This is a genomic window from Streptomyces albiflavescens (assembly GCF_014645835.1).
GTDB classification, from domain to species: Bacteria; Actinomycetota; Actinomycetes; order Streptomycetales; family Streptomycetaceae; genus Streptomyces; species Streptomyces albiflavescens.
Map to the genome: position 1 here is coordinate 1 of NZ_BMMM01000034.1, position 25,031 is coordinate 25,031.

Sequence of the window (25,031 nt, forward strand, 5' to 3'; positions counted from 1 at the left end):
CCCACCGCTCCGGCACCATCAAGGGCCTCAGCGCCGAAGTCGGCGCCTCCGTCACCTCCGGCGCCGACATCTGCGAGATCAAGGACTGACGGTACCCATGAGCGAGATCCTCAGCCGCGTCACCCGGAATGTACGCGACATCACCGTCGACGCCGACGGCGTACCGCTGTCCGGCCTGCTCAGCGAGCCGTCGCAGACGCCGCCCCGAGCGGTCGTGGTGGCCGTCCACGGCGGGGGTACGCGGGCCGGATACTTCGACGGCCGGGCCCACCCCGGACTGTCCCTGTTGGAGCTCGGGGCCTCTCTCGGGTTCACGGTGCTGGCCCTGGACCGCCCCGGCTACGGTCTGTCGGCCGCGCGGTTCCCCGCAGGCCAGACGCTCGCCGAGCAGTCGGTGACACTGCACGCGGCACTCGACGCCTTCGCCCGGCAGCACCGCATCGGCGCGGGATTCTTCCTGTTGGCCCACTCCTTCGGCGGCAAACTCGCACTGACCGCCGCCGCCGACGACACCGGCGGCCGTCTCGTCGGCCTGGACATCTCCGGCTGCGGGCATCAGTACGCCGTCGGCCCCGACGAGTTGCCCCACCCGCACAGCCTCGCCAACCGCCGGTTGAGCTGGGGGCCCCTGCAGCTGTATCCGCCGAACACCTTCGTCGGCAGTCGCTCAGTGCTGGTCCCCATGCCGGAACGGGAGTGGGGCGAGGCAGCCGACTGGCCAGGCCTGTTTCCCGGTATCGCGCGGCGCGTACGGACACCGGTCCGCCTCACCTTCGCGGAGTACGAAGCCTGGTGGCGGCATGACGAGGAAGCGCTGGCGGCGATGACCCGCATGCTGGGCGGAACACGCGTCATCGTCGACCGCCAGCCGGACGCGGGGCACAACATCAGCCTCGGCTGGGCGGCGCGCTCGTATCATCTGCGGGCCCTCGGATTCCTGGAGGAGTGCCTGTGCGCCACGAGGACGGCGAGATGATCACGCGGGCTCGCGAGCAATCGGACACATCGGCCGACGCCTGACGACCACGCCGTCGAACGGGACCACCGCACAAAAAGATCCCCGCGGTTGTGACGATCAACCGCGGGGATCTTGCTGGTGTCCGAGGGGGATCGGAGCGCTGACGATACGGCCGCAGTGGCACAGGGGCGCGTCGGGTTGCCGGGGCTGCCGGTCGCGGTCGCCACGCTGTCTCGCCGTGAGAATTGGCCCTGCTCCCCCGGCCTGTGCCGTCGTCACCACGCTCGTCGAAGACCTCGACCGCGGCCTCCAGTAGCGAGTCACGGTCGTGGGCCGGTCGGTCGTGGCAGCAGCCGTGACCGCCTTCCTGGCCGGTGCGCCTCCCTCCTTCGAGGGGCGCTGAGCGGCCTCCACTTCCACAGACACGTGAACTTGTCATATCATGCACCGAACGAACGGTCGGTAGGGACAGGTGATGGGGATGACTGCACGGCAGGCCGGGTCGCCGTCGACGGACGACGCGCCGCCCGAATTTCAGGAGCGCTTCGACGAGACGATCGCGCGCGATCAGCGGATCGAACCGCGGGACTGGATGCCGGAGGGCTACCGCAAGACGCTGATCCGACAGGTGGCGCAGCACGCGCACTCGGAGATCATCGGCATGCAGCCGGAGGGCGAGTGGATCACCCGCGCGCCGTCGCTGCGCCGCAAGGCGATCCTGTTCGCCAAGGTCCAGGACGAGGCCGGCCACGGGCTGTATCTGTACTCGGCGGCCGAGACGCTGGGCGCCGACCGTGCGGACCTCACCGAGCGGCTGATCGAGGGGCGCCAGAAGTACTCGTCGATCTTCAACTACCCGACCCTGTCCTTCGCCGACGTCGGCGTCATCGGTTGGTTCGTGGACGGCGCCGCCATCTGCAACCAGGTGCCGCTGTGCCGTAGCTCCTACGGCCCCTACGCGCGGGCCATGGTGCGCATCTGCAAGGAGGAGTCCTTCCATCAGCGGCAGGGCTACGAGCTGCTGATGACGATGATGCGCGGCACCGACGCCCAGCGCGAGATGGTCCAGGACGCGGTGAACCGCTGGTGGTGGCCGTCGCTGATGATGTTCGGACCACCTGACGACGACTCGCCCAACTCGGCGCAGTCCATGGCCTGGAAGATCAAGCGGCACAGCAACGACGAGCTGCGCCGGCGGTTCGTCGACATGACCGTGCCGCAGGCCGAGAAGCTCGGCGTGACCCTGCCCGACCCCGAGCTGCGCTGGAACGAGGAGCGCGGCCGGCACGACTTCGGCACCCCCGACTGGGCCGAACTCAAGCGGGTGATCACCGGCGACGGGCCGTGCAACACCGACCGTGTGGCGCGGCGCCGGGCCGCGCACGAGGAGGGCGCCTGGGTGCGCGAGGCGGCAGCCGCGCACGCCGCCAAGCAGGCCGCCCGGACCGACAAGGGAGCAGCGGTATGAGCGACACGCAGGCAAAGAGGGACGGCTGGCCGCTGTACGAGGTCTTCGTGCGGGGCAAGCGCGGGCTCAACCACGTCCACGTCGGCTCCCTGCACGCCGCCGACGACCGCATGGCCCTCACCCACGCGCGCGACCTGTACACCCGGCGCAACGAGGGTGTGAGCCTGTGGGTGGTGCGCTCCGAGCACATCGCCGCCTCCACTCGCGACGAGAAGGACCCCTTCTTCGACCCCAGCGCCGACAAGGTCTACCGGCACCCCACCTTCTACGACATCCCCGACGACGTCCCCCACATCTAGGAGCAGGCAATGAGCGACGATCACGTCTACCTGTCCCTGGCCGAGGGACACGACGACAGCGACGCCCGCTGGGCCTTCGGCACCGGCTTCGAGGACCCGCTGTACGGCGTGAGCACCGCCGTTCCGGAGAACGTCGACCGGGCGGAGCTGGCCGCGTGCTGCCTGGCGCTCGCCGATGACGCCCTCGTCACGGCCCAGCGCCTGGCCGAGTGGACCACCCGCGCGCCGGAGCTGGAGGAGGAGGTGGCCCTCGCCAACATCGGGCTCGACCTGCTCGGCCAAGCCCGCCTGCTCTACGCCCGCTGCGGCCAGGTCGACGGCACCGCGGGCGGCGAGGACGCCTACGCCTACTTCCGCGACGCGGACGACTTCCGCAACGTACGCCTTGCCGAACTGCCCAACGGGGACTTCGCGTTCTCCATGGCGCGGCTGCTGGTGTTCTCGTCCTGGCGCCTGGCCCACTTCGAGGCGCTCGCCGGCTCCGCCGACCCGGTGCTCGCCGCCATCGCCGCCAAGGGCGTGAAGGAGCTGACGTATCACCGGCAGTACGCGGCCGAGTGGGTTGTCCGGCTCGGCGACGGCACCGAGGAGTCCCACCGGCGGATGCAGGCCGCCATCGACCAAGTGGCGCCGCACTTGGGCGAGTTGTTCGCCGCCCACGAGGCGCGGACGGAGGTTCTCGCGGTGCTGAGGCAGGTCACCGAAGCCGCGGGCCTGTCGCTGCCGGACGCGCCGCCGTCGGCGGCCGGTTCCGGACGCGAGGGCGACCACACCGAGCACCTCGCCCCGCTGCTGGCGGAGCTGCAGAGCGTGGCCCGTGCCCACCCGGAGGCGACATGGTGACCGTCCTCACCGATACCGATACCGATACCGATACCGATGCCGATGCCGACCGCGCCCGGCGCGTCGCCGAGCAGGTGCCCGACCCGGAACTGCCCATGCTCACCCTCGCCGACCTCGGTGTCCTGCGCGAGGTGACGATGACCCCCGAGGGCACGGTCGTCGCCGACCTGACACCGACCTACTCCGGCTGCCCGGCCATGTCCGAGATGCGGGCGGAGGTGGCCGCGCGCCTGAAGGACGCCGGCTACCGGCGCGTCGAGGTGCGCACGGTCCTGGACCCGCCGTGGACCACCGACTGGATCACCCCCGAGGGCCGCCGCAAGCTCGCCGAGCACGGCATCGCTCCCCCGGGACCCGCCCCGCGCCCCGCCCCGGGGCCCGTGCCGCTGGTCCTGTCCGCCACCCGGCAGGTGGTGCCGTGCCCGCGCTGCGGCGCGACGGACACGGAGGAGACCTCCCGCTTCGGCGCCACCTCCTGCAAAGCGTTGTGGCGCTGCCGCGCCTGCCGCGAACCGTTCGAGTACGTCAAGGAGATCTGATGGAGGACCTGTTGGCCCCCACCGACGCCGCCCCCACCACCGTGCGGCGCAGGCGCCGCCGCCCGGCCTTCCACACCTTGCGGGTGGCAGCGGTGGACCGGCTGTGCGAGGACGCGGTCGCGGTGAGCTTCGACATCCCCGACGAGCTGACGCAGGAGTTCGCCTTCGAGCCCGGCCAGTCGCTCACCCTCCGCCGCCAGGTGGACGGACGGGACGAGCGGCGCTCGTACTCGATCTGCTCTCCGGTGGGTTCCCGGCCCCGGATCGGCGTCCGGGTGGTGCCCGGCGGCCTGTTCTCCTCCTGGCTGGTCCAAGAGGTCAAGCCGGGCGCCACCGTCGAGGTGATGGGCCCGACCGGTGCCTTCACCCCCGACCTCACCACGCCCGGACACCACGTGCTCGTCGCGGCCGGCTCCGGCATCACACCGATGCTCTCCATCGCCGAGTCGGTCCTCGCCGCCGACGACCGGTCCCGGGTCACCCTCTTCTACGGCAACCGCCGCACCGACTCCGTGATGTTCGCCGACGAACTGGCCGACCTCAAAGACCTCTACCCCGCCCGATTTCAACTCGCGCACGTGCTGTCCCGCGAACCCCGCGAGGCCGAGCTGCTGACCGGCCGCCTGGACGCCGACCGGCTCGCCGCGCTCGTCGACGGCCTGGTCGACATCTCCGACGCCGACCACTGGTGGCTGTGCGGTCCGCACGGCATGGTCCTCGACGCCCAGCGGGTGCTGGCCGGTCTGGGCGTGCCGGACGACCGGATCCACCAGGAGCTCTTCTTCGCGGGCGAGGAGCCGGTGGGAACCGTACGCCATGAGGAGCCCCGCGCCGACGGACCGGTCAGCCAGGTCACCGTCGTCCTGGACGGCCGCTCCACGACCTCCGCGCTCTCGCGCGAGGTCACCATCCTCGACTCCGCAGCCCGGATCCGCCCCGACCTGCCCTTCGCCTGCAAGGGCGGCGTCTGCGGCACCTGCCGCGCCCACATCACCGAAGGCGAGGCGGACATGCGCCGCAACTACGCGCTGGAACCGGCCGAGGTGGACGCGGGGTACGTACTGACCTGCCAGACCTACCCTGTCTCCGACACCCTGACCGTCGACTTCGACAGCTGAGGAGCGACGCTGTCCCCCGTCCCGACGTCGCCGAGGGGGTCGACACGCGGATTCCGGCAGACGGCAACGCGGGCGGCCGGCCGCGGCGAGGTCGGCGTCCGCGAAGACGATGTCGGGGGACTTGCCGCCCAGCTCCAGCGTGAGCGGGATGATGCGGTCCGCGGCGGCCCGGCCTCTTGTTGGGGTTCGCCCCGTCGGTCGACGGGACGCTGACCTAGGGGGGCGAGGGTCAGGCGGCGCGTTCGGTCGACGCCGCGGCAGCGGTCCGCGCGCTGATCACGGTGCGTCCTCGGTCCGATTCCGGGAAGCGGTCGAGCATCGCGCGCAGTTCGCCGGCGCCGACGTTGGCGCCGAAAGGCTCGGTGCCTGGTTCGAGCCGTACCCCTTCGGCGAGGGGACCTGCCATGACGGGGTCGAAGCCGACAGCGTTGATGAGGCGGGCGACGGTGGCGAGGTCATCCGGATCGTCACCGGCGATCGCGATCGCCTTGCGTCCCGGGGTCCCCGCGGGCTGGGCCTCGTCCTCGAGGTCGTGGTATCCCATGTGGTTGAACGCCTTGATCACCCGCGCTCCGGGCAGGTACGCCTGCACGATCTCGCTCGAGGAGGTGAGCGGGTCGGTGAGGTCCTCGCGGATGCCGTCGACCTCCCACCAGTAGTTCATCGCGTCGATGACGAGCTTGCCCCGCAGCGCTTCGGCGGGAATGCTGCGGTACTTGCCGAGCGGGAGCGCCAGGATGACTACGTCCGCCTCCGCCGCGGCCTGAGCGGCGGTGACCGGGACAGCGCCGGGGGTGAGGACTTCGACGGTGAGGGCGATCTTGGCGGGGTCGCCGGATCCGGCGATGAGCACGCGATGGTCGGCTGCCAGGGCGAGTCGAGCCAGTACGGTGCCGACCTTCCCCGCACCCAGGATGCCGACCGTGCGCACGGCGATGGTGTCCATGTTTTCTTCGTTCTCTCCGTTTTTTCCGTTCATGGCGTCAGCCCGCGAGGATGTCGCGGACCATCGGGATCACCTTGGTGCCGTACAACTCGACGGCGCGCAGGCGGGCGCTGATCGGCTGTGCCCCCGTGGTGTAGATGAGGTCGAACCGGCCGACGCCGAGCGCCTTGACGGCGCGGGCCATCTTGCGGGCGACCGTCTCGGGAGAGCCGATGTAGAGGGAGCCGTGCTCGATCTCGGCGTCGTACTCTTCCTTGCGGATCGCCGGCCAGCCCCGCAGCGCGCCGATGCGGTCGCGGATGACCCGGTAGTGCGGCCAGTGCAGTTCCCGGGCCTCCTCGTCCGTGTGGGCGATGAAGCCCGGCGAGTGCATCCCAACCGGATGAGCGGTCGTGCCGAACTTGTCGGCGGCGCGCTGGTACAGATCGATGTAGGGCGCGAAGCGCTCCGGCGTGCCGCCGATGATGGCGATCATGAGCGGGAACCCGTACTGCGCGGTGCGGATGACCGACTGGGGCGTACCGCCGACTCCGACCCAGGTGGTCAGGTGCCCCGACTCGGTCTTGGGGAAGACGTCGGCGCCCTCGAGCGGAGCCCGCTTGGTGCCGCTCCAGGTGACGGGCTTCTCCTCCAGCAGCTTGGCGAAGAGCTCGATCTTCTCTTCGAACAGCACGTCGTAGTCGCTCAAGTCGTATCCGAAGAGGGGAAACGACTCGGTGAAGGAACCGCGCCCGAGGATGACCTCGGCCCGGCCGTTGGAGAGCGCGTCCACGGTGGAGAAGCGCTGGAAGACGCGGACCGGATCGTCGGAGCTCAGCACGGTCACGCCGGAAGCCAGGCGGATGCGGTGGGTACGCGTGGCGATGCCGGCAAGGACGGTCTCCGGAGTCGAGATCGCGAACTCCGGGCGGTGGTGTTCACCGAGGGCGATGACGTCGACGCCGGTCTCCTCCGCGAGAACGGCCTCGTCGACGACCTGCCGGATGGCTCGCGCGTCGGACACCGGGTTGCCGGAGTCGCCCTGCGGCACATCGCCGAACGTGTCGAGACCGAAGACGAGATCAGACATGGATGGGCTCCTCTATGAGCAGTTGCTTCACCCGCGGGGCGACTTCGCGGCCCAGCAGCTCGATGGTGCGGGCCCGAGCCTCGCGGGGCAGGTTCATGACGTCGTACTTGAGGTCGAAACGGCTCAGGCGCAGGTCGCGGGCCATCGTGGCGATCTTGCGGGCGACGGTCTCGGGTGAGCCGACGAAGAGTGCGCCCGACTCGACTTCCGCCATGTAGCGCTCACGAGTCGGCTGGTAGAACCCGCGCTCCTTGGCGAGTTGGGCCACGACCGGCTGCCAGTACGTCCACCAGGTCTCGACCGCCTCCTCGTCGGTGTCCGCGACGAGCCCCAGTGAGTGCTGGGCGACCGGCGGACTGGCGTGCCCGAGCTGTTCGAGTGTGCGGTGGTAGAGCTCGACATGGCCGGCGAAGCGCTGGGGGCGGCCGCCGATGATGGCCAGCATGAGCGGCAGGTCGTAACGGGCCGCGCGGACCACGGAGTTCGGGCTGCCGCCCACACCGATCCAGGTGGGGATGCCGCCCGGTGGCATCCGGGGATGCAGCTGCTGCTCGACGAGCGGCGGCCGGAACTCCCCCGACCAGGTCACCGTCTCCTCGCGCTGGAGACGCATGAACAGGTCGAGCTTCTCCTCGAACAGCTCCTCGTAGTCGGCGAGGTCGTAGCCGAACAGCGGGAACGACTCCGTGGCCGATGCTCGCCCGAGCACGAGCTGGGCGCGCCCGTTCGAGACGGCGTCCAGGGTGGAGAACTCGTGGTACAGCCGCACCGGATCGTTCGTGCTCAGCACGGTCACCGAGGTGCCGAGCCGGATGCGTTCCGTCGCCGTGGCGATCGCGGCGAGCAGGACGGGGGTGGCGCTGTCGTTGTGGCCGGCGCGGTAGTGCTCACCGACGCTGAACACATCGAGCCCCACCGCTTCGGCGAGCTTGGCCTCCTCGACGATCAGGCGAACGGTCTCGGCATCGCTCAGTGTGCCGTCGCCATCGGTCGCGACCTCCCCGAACGAGTTGAGCCCCAGTTCGAAGCCTTGGGCCGTCATGGACGCCTCCCTGTAGCGCTCCCCGGCCGTGCGGCACGGCCAGGTTCGTTGACACGTCAATCAATACGCCCATATGATTGACGTGTCAACTACAGAGGGCGGCGACATCATGACAGGGCAACGGAAGGCACTTCCCACCGCTGAGGAATTGCGAATCTGGCGGGACTTCATCGAGACGACGGAAGCGCTCCGTTCCGAGCTCTCGTCACGCCTGCAGAGCGAGTCCTCCTTGTCGCCGGGCGACTACGCCGTGCTCCTCGCACTGCGAGAGGCGGAAGGGCGGCGGCTGCGCCCCTCCGAACTGGCGGCCCGCATCGGCTGGCAGCGCAGTCGACTCTCGCACCAGATCGGGCGCATGGAGCGGCGAGGACTGATCCGGCGTGAGGAGTGCATCACCGACAGCCGAGGCGCCGAGGTGGCACTCACACCCCAGGGCTCGGAAGCGTTCCGGAACGCGTCCCTGCCCCATCTGCGAGCCGTACATGAGCTGTTCGTGACGCCTCTCACGCCGGAACAGCTCGCCGCGGCCGAAGAGATCGCGAGGGCGCTTCGAGCCCGCCTGAAGGTGCCCCGCGACACCTGAGGAGGACTCCCCGCCCACCGGCCGGGACTGTGTACAACGTCCGGACCCATACAGGCGAGCCGGCCGGCGTCGAGGCGGAAGCGGCCCGGACCTGGGGGAGTGTGCTCGCATCACGATCCCTGGACAAGCACTTGACGCCATCCGTGACGGCAACCGAGGAGGAGTAATGGAACCCCTGGTAACGGACAATCCGGACCAGTCGCGCTTCGAAATCTTCGAAGCGGAGGAGATGGCCGGTTTCGCCCAATATCACCGTTACAAGGATGAGATCGCCTTCATCCACACCGAGATCGATCCCCGCTTCGAGGGACGCGGCCTGGCGGGGAAACTCGCTCGGGCAGCCCTCGACGCGGCCAGGGAGCAGGGGCTTGCCGTGCTTCCGTTCTGCCCGTACATCCGTGGCTGGATTTCCAAACACCCCGAATATGTCGACCTGGTGCCCGAGGGTGAGCGCGCCCGGTTCGGGCTGTGAGCCGGTTGATCCCCGAGATGACGGAGACACACGGCCGGCGCGGCCATCACCTACGTGCGGGCAGCTGCGGCCGTCGTCACCAGTAGCGATACCGACTACCGGGTGGACATACGGGCCGGCCGACACCCGGTCGCCGCCGACGAGCCCGTCGCGGTCGGTGGCGCCGACACCGCGCCGTCCCCCGTGGGCCTCTTGCTGTCCGCACTGGGCTCCTGTACGGCCATCACCCTGCGGATGTACGCCCAGCGAGGCAGCCGGCATCCCAGTCATGCGGTCACCCAGCCGCCGACGTCGCCCGTGAGCGTCAGGAGCGCCAGGTCCTCAGCGGCGCCGCCTGCCGCCCTGTCTGCCGTTCTTTCGGTGGCCGCGCTGCTGAACAAGGCCGACGTGGACCTTGCGCTCCCGGGGCACACGCGCGGCGAGAGCCTGAAGGTCCGCGAGGCCCTCCCGGTCCGGGTGACCGGAGGCCAGAGCGGCCCGGAGGGCCTCTTCGGCCTCGCGACCCTGTTGGCGTAGTACCTCGCTCACGCCGTCGGCGCCGGTCGCCTCACAGAGCTGCAACAGGCTTTCAGCGACCATCAGCAGGCTTTCCGGCTCCGTGAGGTCCTCGGGGGTGAGAATCTCCCGGCGGGCCAGGAGGCTCAGCGCCGTGGGAGCCAGCGACGGGTCCGAACGCAGGCTTCGCAGCAGGAACTCCCCGTCGTCGAGCGTCGAGACGAGGACGTCCAGCATGGCCTCGGCCCGGGTACGGAACGGCATGGTCCGCACCCCGCAGACGAGCTGCTCCAGCGCCGCGGACCGGTCGCCGTGGACGGCGATCCACGCGGCGAGCTCCGCCCGGGCGGACTCCGGATCGTAGTGATCGGCGAGGACGCCCAGCAAACCGGCCGGCGAGGCCTGGGCAAGCTCGCCGATCAAGGGCGCATCCCGGCCTTCGGCCAGCAGCCGACGGCGCACGGAGTCCGTTCCGAGGTCAGTGAGACGGATCAACTCGACCGGGCCCGAGCTCAGTTCGGACTTCATTTTCCGGGCCCACAGGGTGGCCTCGTCATCCAGCAGAGCGTCGCTCAACAGGGCGTCATCGGGCGGGGCGCCGTCCAACTGGGCGTCACTCGACAAAGTCCCGCCCGGCAGGGCGTCGTCCAGCAGCCCGGCAAGTCCGGTCGGCATCCCTGGCAGTATGCCGGACGGCGTCTCAAAGTCGTCATCGTCCTCGGTGGGTACTCCGGCCCACCCCTCGAGGTCGTTCTCGCTCATCGCCGGAGCCGCAAAGACAGGGTCGGCCATCCCCTGGTGGCACTCGATCGCCCCCAGGTCCTCCAAAACACCCAGCACGGTGCGCAGATCGTCATCGGCCTGTTCGAACCCGATGGACCCCGTGGCGAAGACCTCGGGCAGGAAGCTCGAGCGGTAGGCGAGGTGGACGGTGTCCCGCAGCCGGGGCCAGGGCATGGGGTACGGCAGGCTGTAGAGGGTTGCCAGTACGTCGGGCAGGACGACGTCGTACATGTCGTACTCGTCGAACAGCACGGATCCTCCGTACCTGCCGCTACGCCCGCCCCTCACTGGGCTCGGCAGCTCACGGAACGCGTCGAATGCGCGCCGCCACAGTGCAAGCGGGTCGTTCAGCACAGGCTCGGCCTTGGCCACGGCGTACAGCCTCCCCTTGGCGACTCGTATCAGCCTGGCCTTCTTCGCCCACTCCACAAGGAGGTTGAGGCGCGACAGTTCCGCGGACGAGCGGACCGAGTCCGTGTCGTCTCCGGTGTCCAGCCGTTCTACGAGTTCCCGGGCATCTGACAGACGCAGTCTGCCGGAACCGGTGAGCGTTCTGCGGTCGCGCCCCGCCCACTCGGCCAGGCCGCGCAGCTGCCGCAGGACCGGCGACCGGCCGGCCTGCTCTCGCAGGACGTCGTCGCCCGGGAGCGCGACCGGAAGCTGCGGCTCGGACCGTACGGGCCCGGAACTCCGCATGTGCCGCTCGACGATGGTCTGAAGCACCTTCGGGTCGTAGGGCACCTCGCCACCCTGTGCCCGCCCCACGAAGTCCTGCAACGCCTGCTCGTCGTGGACGTCGACGCCCTGCTCAGCGGCAGTAGTGATCCAGAACTTCGCCAGGCCCCAGAGGCTGCGGTCGGCCATCGCCTCCGCGTAGCGGGGCGCCGCCGCGTCGACGGCCTCCAGCACCTCGGGCAGGGACGCCCCTCGGGGATCGGCGAGATGGACGTCGTCCAGATACCGCAGCAGGCACCGCAGAGTGCCCGGCGCATCGGCGGACTGCTCGTCGGGGAGTACGGTCACCGTCCGCGGAACCCAGTCGAGCAGGAACTCCTCGATGTACCGCTGGTCCCACAGTCCCAGCCTGCCGTCCGGCGTACCGAGATGGCGGTAGTCCAGCGCGGCTTCGACGACGTACGGATCGGCGTCGATCCCGTTCTCCCTGGCCCACCGTTCGAACCTGCGGACAAGAAGACCACGAACGGCCTCGTACTCGTTCTCCTCCGCGGGATTGAAGATCATCCGCATGGTTTCCCGCTCTTGTCTTCGTAGGGCTTTGTCTCGTTGCCCACGCTACCGGCCGTGACGAACAAGCCGGTCCCAGAACCGACAGGACGCCGAGAACAGGTGCGGCAGTGCTGCCGCGGGTACTCACCACGCAGGCGCACTGGTTCTCTGTGCCGTCCCCCGTCAGGCGCACCACACCTGATGCGTCACGGTGCGAGCGGAACAACCGTCGAGGACAGGGTGGGCGGCACCCTGGAGGAAGAGAAGAGGACAGGGTGGGCGGCACCCTGGAGGAAGAGAAGGTGTGAAGGCGGGAGAGGAGGCGTGATGCAGACCAGCGACGAGATCTATCACCGGGTCCGCTGGGACCCGCGGTTCGACCCGGGCCGGTTCGTGCTGGGGATCAGCCAGCGCGGGGATGCCGTCAAACGCATCCCGCTGTCTTCCTTCGTGCCCGGGGGCGACATCCCGTGGCACCGGGTGGTGTTCATCGAGGCGGACGGCGAGGTGGTCTGGGACCGGGCCACGGGTGTGGACCGCATCGACGCGTCGCGCTCCGGCCGGGTGCGGGACCCGCAAGCGGACCTGAGCTTCGACACGGTCTCCGGCAGGGGCGAGCCCGCCGGCGTCCTCGACATGTCCCCGACGGCCCGCACGGCGGTGGCCTGGATCCCGCCCGCGGAGCTGTGGCCGCCGATCCAGGACATCCGCCGGGACTACGATCCACAGATCCACCGCTGGCCGCCGCACGTCAATGTGCTCTTCGGCTTCGTGCCGGAGTCCGACTTCGAGCGGGCGGCCCCGCTGCTCGCCGCGGCGACGGCCGAGACGCCGGTCTTCACCGCCCGGCTGGACGGGGTGCGCACCTTCCGGCACAGGGCGTACTTCACCGTGTGGCTCGACCCGACGGCTGCCGGCGAGGCGCCGTGGGCGGACCTGCACCGCGTACTGCAGCAGCGGTTCCCGCGCTGTCGTGGGCCCGCCAAGAGCTTCGCCCCACATCTGTCCCTGGGCCGGACCCGGGATCCGCGGCGAGTCACCGCCGACTGCGCCACCCGGCTCGACGTCATGACGGCGACAGTCTGGGAACTCGTCCTGCTCTCACGCAGAGGCGACGGGCCGATGCGGCCGCGGGCCACGGTCGCCCTGCGCACGGGAGAAGTCCGCCGGCTGCCCGCGCCTGCCCCCGAAGCGCCGGGCCCGGACGACACGGCCTGGCTCTCCGAGATCACCGACAGGTGAGGCACATAGCCACGGCAGAGATTGCCCGGCCCAGACCAGGCCGCGTCCGCTCTCATCGGTTTAGGCGGTACGGAGGACCTGTGGGGGCCTCGTACGCCGCCGGTCCGACCTGGTGTTCGCCACCATCCACATGATCTTTGTCAACGCCCATGCGGACGGCAGGTTCCTCGACGAGATCGCCACGCGCGGTGTCCCCTACATCCTGGTCAACCGCCGCGCGGGCGCCCACCCCTCGGTGACCTGCGACGACTGCCTCGGCGGCCGACCGGCCGCCGAACACCTCCTCGCCCTCGGCCACCGCAGGCTCGCCGTGATCGCGGGCGAGCCCCACCCCGGCACCAGTACAGACCGCGCCGCAGGCTTCGTGGACCGCTGGGAGCCCAGCAGCCCAGCTGCGTCGACAACGCGCACATGCTGCATCGCGCACTTCTGAAGCGCGGGATGCGCCACATCGTCCGGTACGACGACGAGAACGGCGTCGTCACCGCCGCCTTGACTCCCGGTTCCTGGGAATGTGAGCGATATGTGATCGCGCAGTGGCTGGCTGGGGAGCGTCAGCCCAGCCCCAGTCGGGGTATCTCCCGTCCCGGGGAGCGGTCCATCACCATCAGCAGGCCGGCCTCGCGAGTCCTGTCGTAGGCGGCCTCGTCTATGACGCCCAGCTGGAACCAGACCGCCTTGGCGCCGATCACCACAGCCTGATCGGCGACGCCTCCGGCGAGGGCGGAGTTGACGAACACGTCCACCACATCCACCGGGAAAGGGATCTCCGCAAGGGTGGCGTAGCCCTGCTCACCGTGCACCGTCTCGGCCTTTGGGTGCACGGGCACCACCCTCTTGCCGATGCGCTGCAGCTTCTCGGCCACGCGGTAAGCGGCCCGTTCGGGGTTGTCGGACAGGCCCACCACGGCCCAGGTGTCTCCGGCGGCGGTGAGAATCTTCCCTATTGTCGCGTCATCGCCATAAATCGTCATGCCCGGCACCGCCCTGCCGTGGTGAGTTCCGCACCAGTTACCGCCAACCGCCTGATCATGGAGAGTGCCAAGTCCGTGGACGTCGTCAGTCGCATGAGTAGACGCTAACCTGTCGGAATACTGTATGCAATAGTGAAGGCGTTGCCGCTGCCCTCGACGCCGGCCTCCAGCTGTGCGGGCTGTCGCCCGTGACCGGCACCACACCCATCGCAGCGTCCCTGCCATGGCCTGCACCGATCGGCGAGAGCAGATCGACTACGCGCCATCCGGCCGTCGAGCAGAGCCTCGGCGACGCTCTCGGGACGCGTGGAATTCGCCACATTTACTCCCTTCGAGACGGATGAATGCATAAAAATGGTTCTTCCAAGCCGGTTGCACTCCTCGGGTAACCAGCTCCAGGGATTCAGCGATGAGTGGCATGGGAGAAGCGTTTGATCACGGCACGTAAGCGACGCACCGGGCTGATGGCTACGGCCGGCGTACTCGGCGGCGTACTCGCACTCACGGCCCTCGGCGGGACCAGCAACGCTGCCACCAGCGACAACGAACCCGGGAATGACCCGACATCGCAGGCGCAGGTAGATAAGACGGGCGCCCAGGACGCTTCCGACGCCCGAATAAAGATCACGCCCGGGCAAGGTGCCTACAGCGTCGGGATCAACGACCCCGTCGAAGCCACCGTCAGTAACGGCAAGCTCACCAAGGTGACCATGACCGCCGTCGCGACCGGTGCCGAGATTCCGGGCGCCCTGTCCGCGGACGGCACGTCCTGGAAGCCGAACGGCCCGCTGGAGCGGGCCACCAAGTATCAGGTCGCCGCAGAGGCCGAGGACGCCGAGGGTCGCTCCGCCACCGGGAACGCCACGATCACCACGGTCTCCCCGGCCAACGACTTCATCGGGCATCTCTCCCCCGAGGACGGCTCGACCGTCGGCGTGGGCATGCCGGTGACGGTCTCCTTCGACAGGGCGATCAGCTACAAGGCCGCCGTGGAGTCGCAGATCCAGGTCAGCTCCAGCAGCGGCCAGCGGGTCGTCGGTCACTGGTTCAACGACAACCGCCTGGACTTCCGCCCCGAGACCTACTGGAAGCCCGGCTCCACCGTCACCGTCGAGCTCAACCGCCACGGCATCCAGAAGACGGTCACGTTCAAGATCGGCCGGAGCCAGATCAGCACCGTCGACGCCAAGACGAAGCAGATGACCGTCGTACGGGACGGCAAGACGATCAACACCATCCCGATCTCCTCCGGCAGCCCCGAGCACCCGACGTACAACGGTCAGATGGTCATCTCCGAGAAGTTCAGGCAGATCCATATGAACGGTTCGACCGTCGGCCTCACGGAGAAGGACGGCAAGCCCTCGTACGACATCAAGGCCGTACCGCACGCCATGCGCCTGACCGACTCGGGCACGTTCATCCACGGCAACTACTGGGGTGCCGACTCGGTCTTCGGCAAGGTCAACACCAGCCACGGCTGCGTGGGTCTGAAGGACGTCAGGGGCGGCGGCGACAGCAGACAGCCCGCCGCGTGGTTCTTCAACCACTCGATGATCGGTGACGTCGTGATCATCAAGAACTCCGCGGACAAGACCATGTTGGCCCCGGGCAACGGCCTCAGCGACTGGAACATGCCGTGGAGCGAGTGGGTCGCGGGGAGCGCGACCCACTGACGCCACGTCACTCTGCACGCATCTGAACCTGAATCCCTCCCGCCAGGCGGCGGCCGACACCATGTCGGCCGCCGCCTGCGGCGTCAGGGCGCTCGAACAGCCCTCGCCCCGGGGAGTCCTCGCACGTCGTCAACGCTCCGCTTGCCCGCCTGCCGCCTCACGGGGAGATGTTCCGTGAATGCCGACACGCCCAGGAGCACCACCACGCCGTCGATGAACAGCGACGCCAGGCCCAGGGCATCCAGCCAGTTGCCCATGTCGTCTGTCGCCCCAGGCAGCCCGATGGATCGGCTGACCACACAGCCGAGGAGCATAGCGGCGGCGAGCACGATCGTCGCCGGTCAGACACGGCAGCCGTGACGCCACAAGAGCGCGACGACCGTGCTCACGACGATGAGCGCGATGAACAGGGCTCCCAGGCAGAGGGGCTTGGACATGCCCGCCACCCGTGCGCACACCGATTCCAACTCGGCATGTCGGCAGGCGACTTCAATCGCCTCCTCCATGGCTACCAGGTCACCGACTCCGGCCCCCACCCCAAACCCCGCCAAGGCAGCGGCCGGACAACACCTGCACAAACTGAACTCGACCCCGCAACCGGCCCCGTCGCCCTGCGCCTGTTCACCCTGTACGTCGACGGCATGAGTGACGAGGCCATCGCCGTCCTGCTCAACCGCGAGGGCATCTCCTGCGCCTCCGCCCACGACACGGCCAGGAATGCGTGATCGCCCCAGGGACGCCTCTGGTCACAAGGTCCTCCCGGCCGACCTGGACGCTCGAGGCAAGGTCTATGCCCCTGACAGGGGATCGCCGGCCTCGTGCCGCGGGCGCTCGTCCCGAGCGCGGCCGGCTGCCTCTGCCGCCGCGCCGAAGAAGTCACCGCCCTTGCGCTTGTAGTCGTCTGTACCCCACGCGCGGTCCCCGCGTGCCGGGACCTTCTGAAGACGCGGGATGTGCTTGGCGCAGTGGATGTACGCCTCTTCCACCGTTACCTCCACCCACAGCTGAGCCCGGCGGCCGGGCACGGGGTCGACCGGCAGGTCCGGACGCTCGCGGCGCATCTCTTCGTCGGGGACGACACGGGCCAGGCCGTTGACGTGGAGGCCGACCCGGTCCTGCAGGAAGTCGATCATGAGAATGCCGACGTGCGGATTCTCCTGGATGTTGCCGAGGCTGGCGAGGACGCCGTTGCCGCGGTACTCGGGGTAGGCCAGCGTCCTGTCGTCGAAGACCTGGATGAAGCCGGCGGGTCCGGCCCGGAAGGTGTTGTCGCACTCCCCATGGCGGTCGGATGTGGCAAGGAAGAACATCTCCTGCCGCACCGCGAACTCCCGCATCCGCGGATTGAGCCGGTCGAGCACCTGCTCGTCGTAGAACTTGTCGGCACGGTCGCCGGTGCCCATGTGCTCTTGGAGCCTGTGCTCGCCGTCACTTCCCGGGCGGTCGTGGCGGGAGGGGCGGACGCGGCGGGCGCCTGGTACGAGGGCCCGCTGGTGCTGAATCGGAGCACCGTCGTCCCCACGGACCAGGTCGGCGCCTTCGGCCCTGGACGCGGCCGCCCCGTTGTCGGCGTGCCCGGGGGCTGGTTCTCGACCCGGATCCTCGTTCCGGTCCCGGCCCGGGTGCCCGTCCAGGTTCAGCTGCCCGTCCACGTTCCTCCGTGTCTCCTTCAGACGCTCTTGCCGTGGCCTGGCATGGCCGCGACCGGTTCTTCGATGGAGTCGTGCCGTTTCCGCTGGGAGGGGTACCGACCCGCGCGAGCGTGGCAACGCCACTGCGAATCATGGCCGGCGATCCGGACGGACAGCGTCACAGGCATGCCACGGCCGAATTGCCTTACGACGCGGTGCAGTTCGCCGGACAGGCCATTCGTCGAGCCGTCGGAGACTGCCGGACACCCCGACTCCGCCGCAGCTGCCGCCGTCGGCCGGCGTGGTGGTCGAAGCCCCCGGTTCACCCTGCGAGCAGCCTGTCGCGCCATGCCACCTCCTCGGGCAGACAGCCGGGAATCCCATCACCCGGGCCGAGTTCCCGCCCCGGGCTGACAAATCCTCACGGTTCCACAGCACACGACCGCCTGGCCGAGCCGAGTTCAGACCATACCCGGCGAGGAGGGATGCACAAGAGGCCGTTCTGCGGCGCATCCGCAAGCCCCCGATTCATGCTGTAACCCCCGATTCATGCTGTGCTGTTCGCATCCGAGGAGAATCCCGTCCCATGCGGTCGCTCATAAAGCACCGGAAAGGGCGTTACGGATTCTGCCCGACGACCTCTGCCCGACGACCTCCGACCAAAGATGAAGAAACGTCAGAAAATCCGGCACGGAACAGCCGGTGCCAGCGAAGCCCTTCGTGGTGCCGGTCGACCAGCTCGGCTTGCGGCTTGCCGAGGGCGCCAGGCGCACAAGCCTGCTGGTGACGGCCACAGGCACGATGCTGTCCCCCGTGCTGGTGGCCCCTGCCCCCCCTCGCACGCCTGGGACGCGCGCTTCGAAGCAAAGTCGAGGACAACGGTTCGATTTCTGTACGCGCCAGGGGCTGACACCGGGGTACTGGTGAGCGATAACGTGCGCGCTCTACCCGATCTTCGCACTGTCCGGGGACTGTTATGCCTGATCCTTCCATGCCGCCGGACGACCGGCCGACGTCGCCCATGACCTCCCGTGTGGCCGCCGAGTCAGGAGCCGGGTCCTTGAAGCGGCGTCTGGTGCTGTCGTCCGTGCTGCCGCCGGGCGTGGTCGCCGCGGCCGGTGCGGTGGCCACCGCGCTGGTCTGCGACGGCCACCTGGACCGGGCGGACCAGGGCGTGGTGTTCGGCGGCGTGGTCCTCATCGGCACCATGGCGGCCGGGATCGCGGGCATACGGGCTTCGGCGGAGGCACGAGCAGTCACCAAACACTGGGCGGAGCTGTCCCGCGCGGCCGACCGGAACCGTGCCGAACTGGCCGAGCTGACCCGTACCGCAGCCGAGGTCAGGGCCGAACTGGAGTCGCTGTGCCGCCGGTTGCGGGCCGGGGAGCGGCCTGTGCGGCGCCGGCCAGAACTGCCGCCGCAGACCGGCCCGGACGAACTCTCCCGCCTCGGATTCGAAATCGCTGCGGCCCGGCAGGCGGCGGAGGCAGCCCTGCTGGGGACCGCCGCCGGTGCGGTCGATGCGGAACACAACTCCCGCCCAGAGCAGTTCGAGGTGTTCGCCAACCTGGCGCGCCGCCTGGAGTCTCTGGTGCACCGCGAGATCGGTCTGCTGGACGACCTGGAGAACGAGGTCGAGGACCCCGACCTGCTCAAGGGGCTGTTCCGGGTGGACCACCTGTCCACCCGGATCCGCCGCTACGCCGAGAACTTGGCCGTGCTCGGCGGCGCGAACACGCACCGCCAGTGGACCCGCCCCGTCGGCCTGACCGACGTGCTGCGTTCCGCCGTCGCCGAGATCGACCAGTACGCCCGGGTCAAGCTGGTCCCGCCCGTCGAGGGAACGGTCAGCGGCCACGCCGTGGTCGACATCGTCCATCTGCTGGCCGAGCTGCTGGAGAACGCGACGGTCTTCTCACCGCCCCAGACCACCGTGCACGTGCGGGTGGAGCCCGTCGCCGCGGGGGTGGCGATCGAGGTCGAGGACCGGGGCCTGGGCATGTCCCCTGCCGAGCGCAACCAGATGAACACCGTTTTGAGTGCACCCGACAAGGTCGCCCTCGGCGAGCTGCTGCAAGACGGCCGGATCGGCCTGTACGTGGTCTCCGTCCTGGCTCAGCGGCACGACGTCGCCGTGCAGTTGCTGAGCAACGTCTATGGCGGCACGCAGGCCGTCATGGTGCTGCCCGGCGCACTGCTCGGCCCGCAGCCGGCAGCTCCCGCGCACCACACCGACCCGCCCCCTGGCGCGGCACCGCAAGACCCAGTGGAGCCCGAGGCGGCGGACCCCGGGGCGACAGTGATGACCGCCGCTGCGGATGCGCGCGCGTCCGATTCCGAAACCAAGCCCGCCCCGGTGCCCTCCGACAGCGAGGGCGACCGTCCGCGGCTGCCTCAACGCCGCCGCCAGGACCACGCCGCCGAACGGCCGCACCCGGTCCGCAGCGCCAGTGCTTCCGAGGACATCACACACGACCCGGGCCTGATGGCCGCGTTCCAGACCGGCCTACGCAGGGCCGAGGAAGCGGAGACGCCCTGATAGCCAAGAACGCCCTGAAGGCCCGGGGCCCGTTCTGCAAGCCGTTTCCTTCTGTCGAAGAGGAGTACACGATCGTGGCGAGCGAAGACCTTTCCTGGCTGTTGACGGGTCTGGTGAACCGGGTGCCGCACACCCGAAGCGCCTTGTTGCTGTCCTCGGACGGGTTGGTGAAGGCAGCAGAGGGGCTCGACGAGAACGCCGCGGACCAATTGGCCGCGCTCGCCAGTGGGCTGTACTCGTTGGCGCGCAGCGCGGGCCGGCACTTCGACGACGGCGGTGACGTGCGACAGATCGTGACGGAGCTCAGCACCTCGCTGCTGTTCGTCTCGGCAGCCGGGCACGGCGCGGTGCTGGCGGTGCTGGCCGGACGCGACGCGGACGCGGCGGTGCTGGGCTACGAGATGGGGATGATGGTGAAGAGCGTGCGCCCGCACCTGGCCACGCCGCCCCGGCACCCGGTGGGATAACCGATGACGCCGGTCCTCCCGGACGGACCGCTGGTCGACGAAGCGGCCGGACGGCTGGTCCGTCCCTACACCCTGAGCGACGGCCGGACCAGGGCCACGTCCCACTTCACGCTGGTGACCACGGTGCGGGCCACTGGCTCCCAGACGCAGGGCGCCTTCGGCCTGGAGCATGCGCGGGTACTAGCGCTGTGCGAGCAGCCTGTGAGCGTCGCCGAGGTGGCGGCCCGGATGCAGGTGCCCGCCGCCGTGGTCAAGGTGCTGCTGTCCGATCTGGCTGAGGGAGGCGCGGTGGTCGCAGGTGATGCGCCCGCGGCGCCCCCGGGCCACTACGCACGACCTGATCGAGACCTCCTGGAAGCGGTACGCGATGGCCTCCTCAAACGACTGTGACCCGCTGCCCGCCGAAGTTCTGCCGGTGGGAATCAAGGTGCTGATCGCCGGCGGGTTCGGCGTGGGAAAGACCACCTTCGTCAACGCGCTCAGCGAGATCGAGCCGCTGAGCACCGAGGAGATGCTGACCGCCGTCAGCGCGGCCACGGACCGGCTGGACGGAGTGGAGAACAAGGCCACGACCACGGTGGCCTTGGACTTCGGCCGGATCACGCTCAGTCCGTCCCATGTCCTGTACTTGTTCGGTACGCCCGGACAGGAGCGCTTCTGGTTCATGTGGGACGAACTCTCCGAGGGAGCGCTCGGGGCGGTGGTTCTCGCCGACACCCGCAGGCTGGAGCACTCCTTCGCGGCGGTGGACTTCTTCGAGCGGCGCGGCATCCCCTTCGTCGTCGCCGTCAACGAGTTCGACGGAGCCCACCGCTACCGCGGGGAGGAGGTGCGGACCGCGCTCGACCTCAGGCAGGAGGTGCCGGTGGTGCTGTGCGACGCCCGCGTCCAGAACTCGGGCATCCGCGTGCTGCTCGAACTGATTCAGCATCTGCTCACGACAAGGAGTTCCCATGGCAGCGACACCGACCAACCCCTCCTCCGGGCCTGAGTCCGGGATCGCCCTGCGCCACCTGCTCCTCCCTCCGGAGGACCCACAGGTGCGTGCCCGATCCGAGCGGCTGCGCGAGCTGGGCATCGATGCCCGTCCGGATGCGGAACTCGACGCCTTCGCACGGGAACTGGCACAGCGTACTGGCGGCTGCTACGCCGGGGTCAACTTCTTCCTCGACGCCGACCGCCAGTACTTCGCAGGCTTGTACAGCGCCGCGCAGGACACCACCGTCCACGTGGGACCGCCGTTGCTGGAGGATCCGGTGCCCGGCCGCATCATGCCCCGCGACATCGACATGGGCATCTGCCCGCACGTGGTCAAGCGCCGCCGGGCGCTGGTGCTGGAGGACATCCGGGACTTCCCGCGGTTCGCCGGTAACCCGGTGGTCGACGCGATCGGCGTCCACTCCTATCTGGGCGCACCGCTGATAGACAGCACCGGAGTGGTGCTCGGCACGATCTGCGTGGTCGACCAGGACCCACAGCCGTGGGGGCGCAAGGGGCTGGAAACCATCAAGGCCATGGCTGCCGAACTGGTCGAGCGGCTGGAGGAGTCGGCGCACCGTCGCAGCTGACCGGCGCTGCCGGACTCGCACGCGGCCGCCCCGGAGCGTCCCCGGCGCGGCCGTCCAGCCACGATCCCGTGCGCCGCGCAGATCGTGTGGGGCTCATAAGGTCATCGCTGCAGGTGAGCAGCGGTATACATGATTGTCGGTGGTGGCTGAGACGCTGTTCCGATGGTCGTATCGCTGTTGTACCGCGCTGCTCGCACGCTGCTGTCCCTACCGGCTGTCCTGCTGCGCCGAGACACCGCCAGGGAAGCCGAGTTGTTGGTGTGAGACATGAGAACTCAGTCCTGCGCCGTCAGCTCAAGGTCCCGGTCCGCTACAAGTGGGCCGACCGGTTCTGGCTTTCCGCGCTGTCCTCGCTGATACCGCGCCTCCGCTGGGCCGATGTCTTCCCCGTCACACCCGGCACCCTGCTGGCCCGGCACCGCAAGCTGATTGCCATGAAGTGGGACTACTCCGCCCGCCGCAGCCGCAAGGGCCGACCCCCGACTGCGGCCGCGCTCAGGAAGCTGGTGCTGCGCTTGGCCGGCGAAAATCCCCGGTGGGGACATCGTAGGATCCAGGGCGAGCTTGCCCGGCTGGGGCATCCGATCGCACCGTCCACGATCTGGGGTATCTTGAACGCCGCGGGCATCGCCCCGGCTCCACGCCGGTCCGGCCCCAGCTGGCGTGAGTTCCTGACCGCCCAAGCCCAAGGGATCATCGCAGCCGACTTCTTCCACGTGGACACCATGCTCGGAAAGCGCCTGTACGCCATGGCGTTCCTGGAACACGGCAAGATCACTCCCCGAAAGTATGCACACGCAATTTATTGATGGGATGCACCTACGCCCCTGAGGTAGTACGGGCCTTCCCCCAAGGCCGGGTATACATCATCCCCCTGCCCGCTGCCCGGATCGAACGCAGCCAAGCCGTCGCCGGCCTGATCAACGAGTACCGGCAGGCAGACTGACCGCCCGACAAACTCGCATATCACAGCCGATGGAGCCATTTTGAAGCCCTACGGTCTCCGCAGCGCAGGTCGGCCAGGGCCAGCAAAGCCTGCCGCCCCGATGTGAGCCGCCGCCACCGGGTACCGATCTCGCACTGGTGCGCGGACAGCCGGCGGGCGAGATCACGCAGGTGCGCGTTGGACAGATCGATCGCCGACGGGTAGACAAGCACACGAAGCTCCTGGTGGGTCGTACTTCTGGGCTGCGCCGTTCCTTTGCGGAAGCACCGCCGTGACCAGAGCCGACCCCACACCGCGGCCACGGTGTTCGTCAAGGACGACGGTGTGGATGTCAGCTCCGCGACGGGGTACCAGGATCTGGTGGTCCGGGGTCCTCCAGCAGGACCACCTCTGCAGTGACCACCATCTCGCCCGCCACCTCCGCGACCGAGATCAGCACCTTCGCCCGTCCGCGAGCACCTGCTCAAAGTGCCTTCTCACAGCCTCGACGTCAGGAACCCGATAGATGTCGGGCGCGTGCTGGACATTGCGCCACAGGGTGCAGGGAAACGCCTCGTCCCTGCACCACGTCACACGGCGGATGCCGTCGGCGCCTCTTCCCTTCCCTGACTGGGCGGGTTGGCGGTTCCGCTGTGAGAGGCCAGCGCCTTCTCCATGCGCCGGATGTGGTAGTACTGCACCCGCGTGGTCCTCTGCAGGGCCATGACCGCGGCGAGGAACTGGTCCATCTCGGCAGCCCGGGTGAGGATGTCGTCGGGCACGTTCTCGTCCCGCAGGCAGACTTCCGCGTCCTGGCTCAGCACGGCGTGTGCCCAGCTGCGGGTGATCGGCTTGAACAGGTCTGGGTGGTTGGCCACGATCCGGGCCCGGATGGCCAAGTCGTTCTCTGCGGCTTCCACGTGCAGTCCGGTGTCCTTGTTGCGCGCCCCGAACAGCGGCTCATGGATGTGGTACGCATCGAAGCCGTGCTCGGCACAGCCGATCCAGAAGTCCCAGTCCTCTCCGGCCCGCATGTTCTCGTCGTACCCGCCCACGGTCTGCCACGCTTCACGGCGGTACAGCGAGCAGTAGAACATGATCAGTCGCTGGAGCAGCAGTTCTCTGCTGTAGGCGGGGAGAGGCATCACCTGTGGGGGCAGATCATCGTCGGTGAAGGTGAACACGTCGGTCGAGGCGATGGCGACCTCGGGATCGCTGTCGAGCACCGCGACGGTCTTCTCCAGCATCGTGGGCGCGATCATGTCGTCGGCGTCCAGAGGAAGGATGTAGCGGCCGGCGGCTGCCTCGATTCCGGTGTTGCGCGCTGCGGAGACCCCGGCATTGGCCTGTTGGAGCAAACTGATGCGCCTGTCGGGGTGCCGGGCGATGAGGCCCTCGGCCACCTCGACGGTGTTGTCGGTGCTGCCGTCGTCGACGATGACCAGTTCCCAGTCCTCGAACGTCTGGGCAAGGACGCTGGACACTGCCTCGGGCAGAAAGCGGGCGTAGTTGTGGCACGGGATGACCACCGAAACCACGGGATCGGATCTCTGGGGCATGCGCCGTCTTTCGCTTCGGAACGGGAACGGGAACGGGAAGGGACAGGGCGGGGCAGGACGGGAGCGGGCCGAAGAGACCCCCGCGATAACGGGTGGGCAGGATTCCGTGTTGCCGGGTCCCGGCGGCCCCCCTCGGGCCCTGTTGAATGGCCGTGTCGCAGGAGACCCGCCGGATCACCCACTCGTGGTGGAGCGCCGTCGACGCTCCTAGTCCTCGAAGGGGTACAGGTGCCCGTGGTGTCCGTAGTCGCAGAACGTGAGGTTGGCAGTGGGTGTGCAGCAGTGGTGGTAGCCGGTGATGGTCATGTTGCCGATGGGCGTGCAGCAGTGGACGTAGTCGGTGATGGTCATGTTGCCGATGGGGGTGCAGGGGTGCTCGGACCCGGAGGTGACGGTGCCGACGCCTATCGCCTGCTCCGGGTGCCCGTATGTCGCCGACGTGGCGAGCGAGTCCGAAGCGAGGGCTGCGGCATAGGCCGCCTCTGCGCCGTTCAGCAGTCCGGCGGTTGCCAGTGCGGCGGGGAGGGCCAGCGAGGATATGACACGGGGTTTCAAGGAGGGGCCTCTCTTTCGAGGGTAGGGAGCTGCCCTGCAAGGCCGGTACGTTCCGC

At 69.0% G+C, this 25,031-nt stretch carries 24 protein-coding genes and 4 pseudogenes; 18 read left to right on the forward strand and 10 right to left on the reverse strand.

Annotated features, from left to right (window positions below; all coding sequences use genetic code 11):
• The first annotated feature begins 97 nt into the window (after window positions 1-97).
• The 6 genes from IEY95_RS47360 to paaE all read left to right on the forward strand — a co-directional run bounded on the left by IEY95_RS47360 (window position 98) and on the right by paaE (window position 5,225).
• Window positions 98-976: an alpha/beta hydrolase gene (locus IEY95_RS47360; RefSeq protein ID WP_189192546.1), complete on the forward strand. Its 879-nt coding sequence runs from the start codon at window positions 98-100 to the stop codon at window positions 974-976.
• 463 nt (window positions 977-1,439) lie between these two features.
• A complete protein-coding gene (paaA, locus tag IEY95_RS47365) occupies window positions 1,440-2,426 on the forward strand; it encodes a 1,2-phenylacetyl-CoA epoxidase subunit PaaA (RefSeq protein ID WP_189192547.1) in 987 nt (328 codons plus the stop codon).
• On the forward strand, window positions 2,423-2,725 hold the full coding sequence (gene paaB, locus IEY95_RS47370; protein ID WP_189192548.1) for a 1,2-phenylacetyl-CoA epoxidase subunit PaaB: 303 nt from the start codon (window positions 2,423-2,425) through the stop codon (window positions 2,723-2,725). Before paaA ends, paaB begins: the two co-directional genes overlap by 4 nt.
• Window positions 2,726-2,734: 9 nt before the next feature.
• Window positions 2,735-3,568 carry a 1,2-phenylacetyl-CoA epoxidase subunit PaaC gene (gene paaC / locus IEY95_RS47375; RefSeq protein WP_189192549.1) on the forward strand — a complete coding sequence of 278 codons (834 nt, stop codon included), beginning with the start codon at window positions 2,735-2,737 and terminating at the stop codon, window positions 3,566-3,568.
• Window positions 3,562-4,107 (forward strand): 1,2-phenylacetyl-CoA epoxidase subunit PaaD, encoded by a 546-nt coding sequence (paaD, locus tag IEY95_RS47380; RefSeq protein ID WP_189192550.1) that lies wholly within the window; start codon window positions 3,562-3,564, stop codon window positions 4,105-4,107. Before paaC ends, paaD begins: the two co-directional genes overlap by 7 nt.
• The gene (paaE, locus tag IEY95_RS47385; RefSeq protein WP_189192551.1) at window positions 4,107-5,225 is read left to right on the forward strand and encodes a 1,2-phenylacetyl-CoA epoxidase subunit PaaE; all 1,119 of its coding nucleotides are present in this window, start codon (window positions 4,107-4,109) and stop codon (window positions 5,223-5,225) included. Before paaD ends, paaE begins: the two co-directional genes overlap by 1 nt.
• Before the next feature lie 69 nt (window positions 5,226-5,294).
• Here paaE and IEY95_RS49980 read toward each other — a convergent pair.
• From IEY95_RS49980 to IEY95_RS47400, 4 genes and pseudogenes are all read right to left on the reverse strand, one after another.
• Window positions 5,295-5,387, reverse strand: a pseudogene (locus tag IEY95_RS49980) (aldehyde dehydrogenase family protein); the annotation flags it as partial.
• Between the two features lie 67 nt (window positions 5,388-5,454).
• The gene (locus IEY95_RS47390; RefSeq protein ID WP_189192552.1) at window positions 5,455-6,204 is read right to left on the reverse strand and encodes an NADPH-dependent F420 reductase; all 750 of its coding nucleotides are present in this window, start codon (window positions 6,202-6,204) and stop codon (window positions 5,455-5,457) included.
• Between the two features lie 4 nt (window positions 6,205-6,208).
• Window positions 6,209-7,240 carry an LLM class flavin-dependent oxidoreductase gene (locus IEY95_RS47395; RefSeq protein WP_189192553.1) on the reverse strand — a complete coding sequence of 344 codons (1,032 nt, stop codon included), beginning with the start codon at window positions 7,238-7,240 and terminating at the stop codon, window positions 6,209-6,211.
• Window positions 7,233-8,282, reverse strand: a complete 1,050-nt coding sequence (locus tag IEY95_RS47400) for an LLM class flavin-dependent oxidoreductase (protein ID WP_189192554.1) — start codon at window positions 8,280-8,282, stop codon at window positions 7,233-7,235. The genes IEY95_RS47395 and IEY95_RS47400 overlap by 8 nt, the downstream gene beginning before the upstream one ends.
• A gap of 109 nt (window positions 8,283-8,391) precedes the next feature.
• Here IEY95_RS47400 and IEY95_RS47405 point away from each other — a divergent pair, with 109 nt between their 5' ends.
• Window positions 8,392-8,865, forward strand: coding sequence for a MarR family winged helix-turn-helix transcriptional regulator (locus IEY95_RS47405; RefSeq protein WP_189192555.1), 474 nt, complete (start codon window positions 8,392-8,394; stop codon window positions 8,863-8,865).
• A gap of 166 nt (window positions 8,866-9,031) precedes the next feature.
• The gene (locus IEY95_RS47410) at window positions 9,032-9,337 is read left to right on the forward strand and encodes a GNAT family N-acetyltransferase (protein WP_189192556.1); all 306 of its coding nucleotides are present in this window, start codon (window positions 9,032-9,034) and stop codon (window positions 9,335-9,337) included.
• A 321-nt stretch (window positions 9,338-9,658) separates the two neighbouring features.
• On the opposite strand, the gene IEY95_RS47420 is transcribed toward IEY95_RS47410, so the two are convergent.
• On the reverse strand, window positions 9,659-11,857 hold the full coding sequence (locus IEY95_RS47420) for a hypothetical protein (protein WP_189192557.1): 2,199 nt from the start codon (window positions 11,855-11,857) through the stop codon (window positions 9,659-9,661).
• A gap of 312 nt (window positions 11,858-12,169) precedes the next feature.
• Between IEY95_RS47420 and IEY95_RS47425 the strand changes: the two are divergent.
• Both IEY95_RS47425 and IEY95_RS47430 read left to right on the forward strand, forming a co-directional pair.
• Window positions 12,170-13,006: pseudogene (locus IEY95_RS47425) on the forward strand (RNA repair domain-containing protein); the annotation flags it as partial.
• A gap of 208 nt (window positions 13,007-13,214) precedes the next feature.
• The gene (locus tag IEY95_RS47430; RefSeq protein ID WP_189192559.1) at window positions 13,215-13,517 is read left to right on the forward strand and encodes a type 1 periplasmic-binding domain-containing protein; all 303 of its coding nucleotides are present in this window, start codon (window positions 13,215-13,217) and stop codon (window positions 13,515-13,517) included.
• A 121-nt stretch (window positions 13,518-13,638) separates the two neighbouring features.
• Here IEY95_RS47430 and IEY95_RS47435 read toward each other — a convergent pair whose 3' ends face one another.
• Window positions 13,639-14,052, reverse strand: coding sequence for a CoA-binding protein (locus IEY95_RS47435; protein WP_189192595.1), 414 nt, complete (start codon window positions 14,050-14,052; stop codon window positions 13,639-13,641).
• A gap of 470 nt (window positions 14,053-14,522) precedes the next feature.
• Between IEY95_RS47435 and IEY95_RS47440 the strand changes: the two genes are divergently transcribed.
• A complete protein-coding gene (locus IEY95_RS47440) occupies window positions 14,523-15,731 on the forward strand; it encodes a L,D-transpeptidase (RefSeq protein WP_189192596.1) in 1,209 nt (402 codons plus the stop codon).
• Between the two features lie 473 nt (window positions 15,732-16,204).
• Entirely contained in the window at window positions 16,205-16,456 is a 252-nt protein-coding gene (locus IEY95_RS47445; protein ID WP_189192560.1) for a hypothetical protein, read from the forward strand.
• Window positions 16,457-16,519: 63 nt separating this feature from the next.
• Here the strand turns inward: IEY95_RS47445 and IEY95_RS47450 are convergent, their stop codons facing one another.
• Window positions 16,520-17,383 (reverse strand): pyridoxamine 5'-phosphate oxidase family protein, encoded by an 864-nt coding sequence (locus IEY95_RS47450; RefSeq protein WP_229703843.1) that lies wholly within the window; start codon window positions 17,381-17,383, stop codon window positions 16,520-16,522.
• Between the two features lie 1,039 nt (window positions 17,384-18,422).
• On the opposite strand from IEY95_RS47450, the gene IEY95_RS47455 reads away from it, so the two are divergent.
• The 6 genes and pseudogenes from IEY95_RS47455 to IEY95_RS47480 all read left to right on the forward strand — a co-directional run.
• The gene (locus tag IEY95_RS47455) at window positions 18,423-19,901 is read left to right on the forward strand and encodes a sensor histidine kinase (protein ID WP_229703844.1); all 1,479 of its coding nucleotides are present in this window, start codon (window positions 18,423-18,425) and stop codon (window positions 19,899-19,901) included.
• Between the two features lie 74 nt (window positions 19,902-19,975).
• Window positions 19,976-20,368 carry a roadblock/LC7 domain-containing protein gene (locus IEY95_RS47460; protein WP_189192562.1) on the forward strand — a complete coding sequence of 131 codons (393 nt, stop codon included), beginning with the start codon at window positions 19,976-19,978 and terminating at the stop codon, window positions 20,366-20,368.
• A gap of 3 nt (window positions 20,369-20,371) precedes the next feature.
• Window positions 20,372-20,758 (forward strand): DUF742 domain-containing protein, encoded by a 387-nt coding sequence (locus tag IEY95_RS47465; RefSeq protein WP_189192563.1) that lies wholly within the window; start codon window positions 20,372-20,374, stop codon window positions 20,756-20,758.
• A complete protein-coding gene (locus IEY95_RS47470) occupies window positions 20,736-21,359 on the forward strand; it encodes a GTP-binding protein (RefSeq protein WP_189192564.1) in 624 nt (207 codons plus the stop codon). Before IEY95_RS47465 ends, IEY95_RS47470 begins: the two co-directional genes overlap by 23 nt.
• Window positions 21,322-21,936 (forward strand): GAF domain-containing protein, encoded by a 615-nt coding sequence (locus IEY95_RS47475; protein WP_189192565.1) that lies wholly within the window; start codon window positions 21,322-21,324, stop codon window positions 21,934-21,936. The genes IEY95_RS47470 and IEY95_RS47475 overlap by 38 nt, the downstream gene beginning before the upstream one ends.
• 162 nt (window positions 21,937-22,098) lie before the next feature.
• Window positions 22,099-22,706 (forward strand): annotated as a pseudogene (locus tag IEY95_RS47480) (integrase core domain-containing protein); the annotation flags it as partial.
• Window positions 22,707-22,938: 232 nt separating this feature from the next.
• Here the strand turns inward: IEY95_RS47480 and IEY95_RS49985 are convergent.
• The 3 genes and pseudogenes from IEY95_RS49985 to IEY95_RS47490 form a co-directional block, all read right to left on the reverse strand.
• Window positions 22,939-23,094: pseudogene (locus tag IEY95_RS49985) on the reverse strand (IS5/IS1182 family transposase); the annotation flags it as partial.
• A gap of 357 nt (window positions 23,095-23,451) precedes the next feature.
• Window positions 23,452-24,420, reverse strand: coding sequence for a glycosyltransferase family 2 protein (locus IEY95_RS47485; protein ID WP_189192566.1), 969 nt, complete (start codon window positions 24,418-24,420; stop codon window positions 23,452-23,454).
• Window positions 24,421-24,627: 207 nt separating this feature from the next.
• A complete protein-coding gene (locus IEY95_RS47490) occupies window positions 24,628-24,975 on the reverse strand; it encodes a hypothetical protein (protein ID WP_189192567.1) in 348 nt (115 codons plus the stop codon).
• Between the last annotated feature and the right edge of the window lie 56 nt (window positions 24,976-25,031).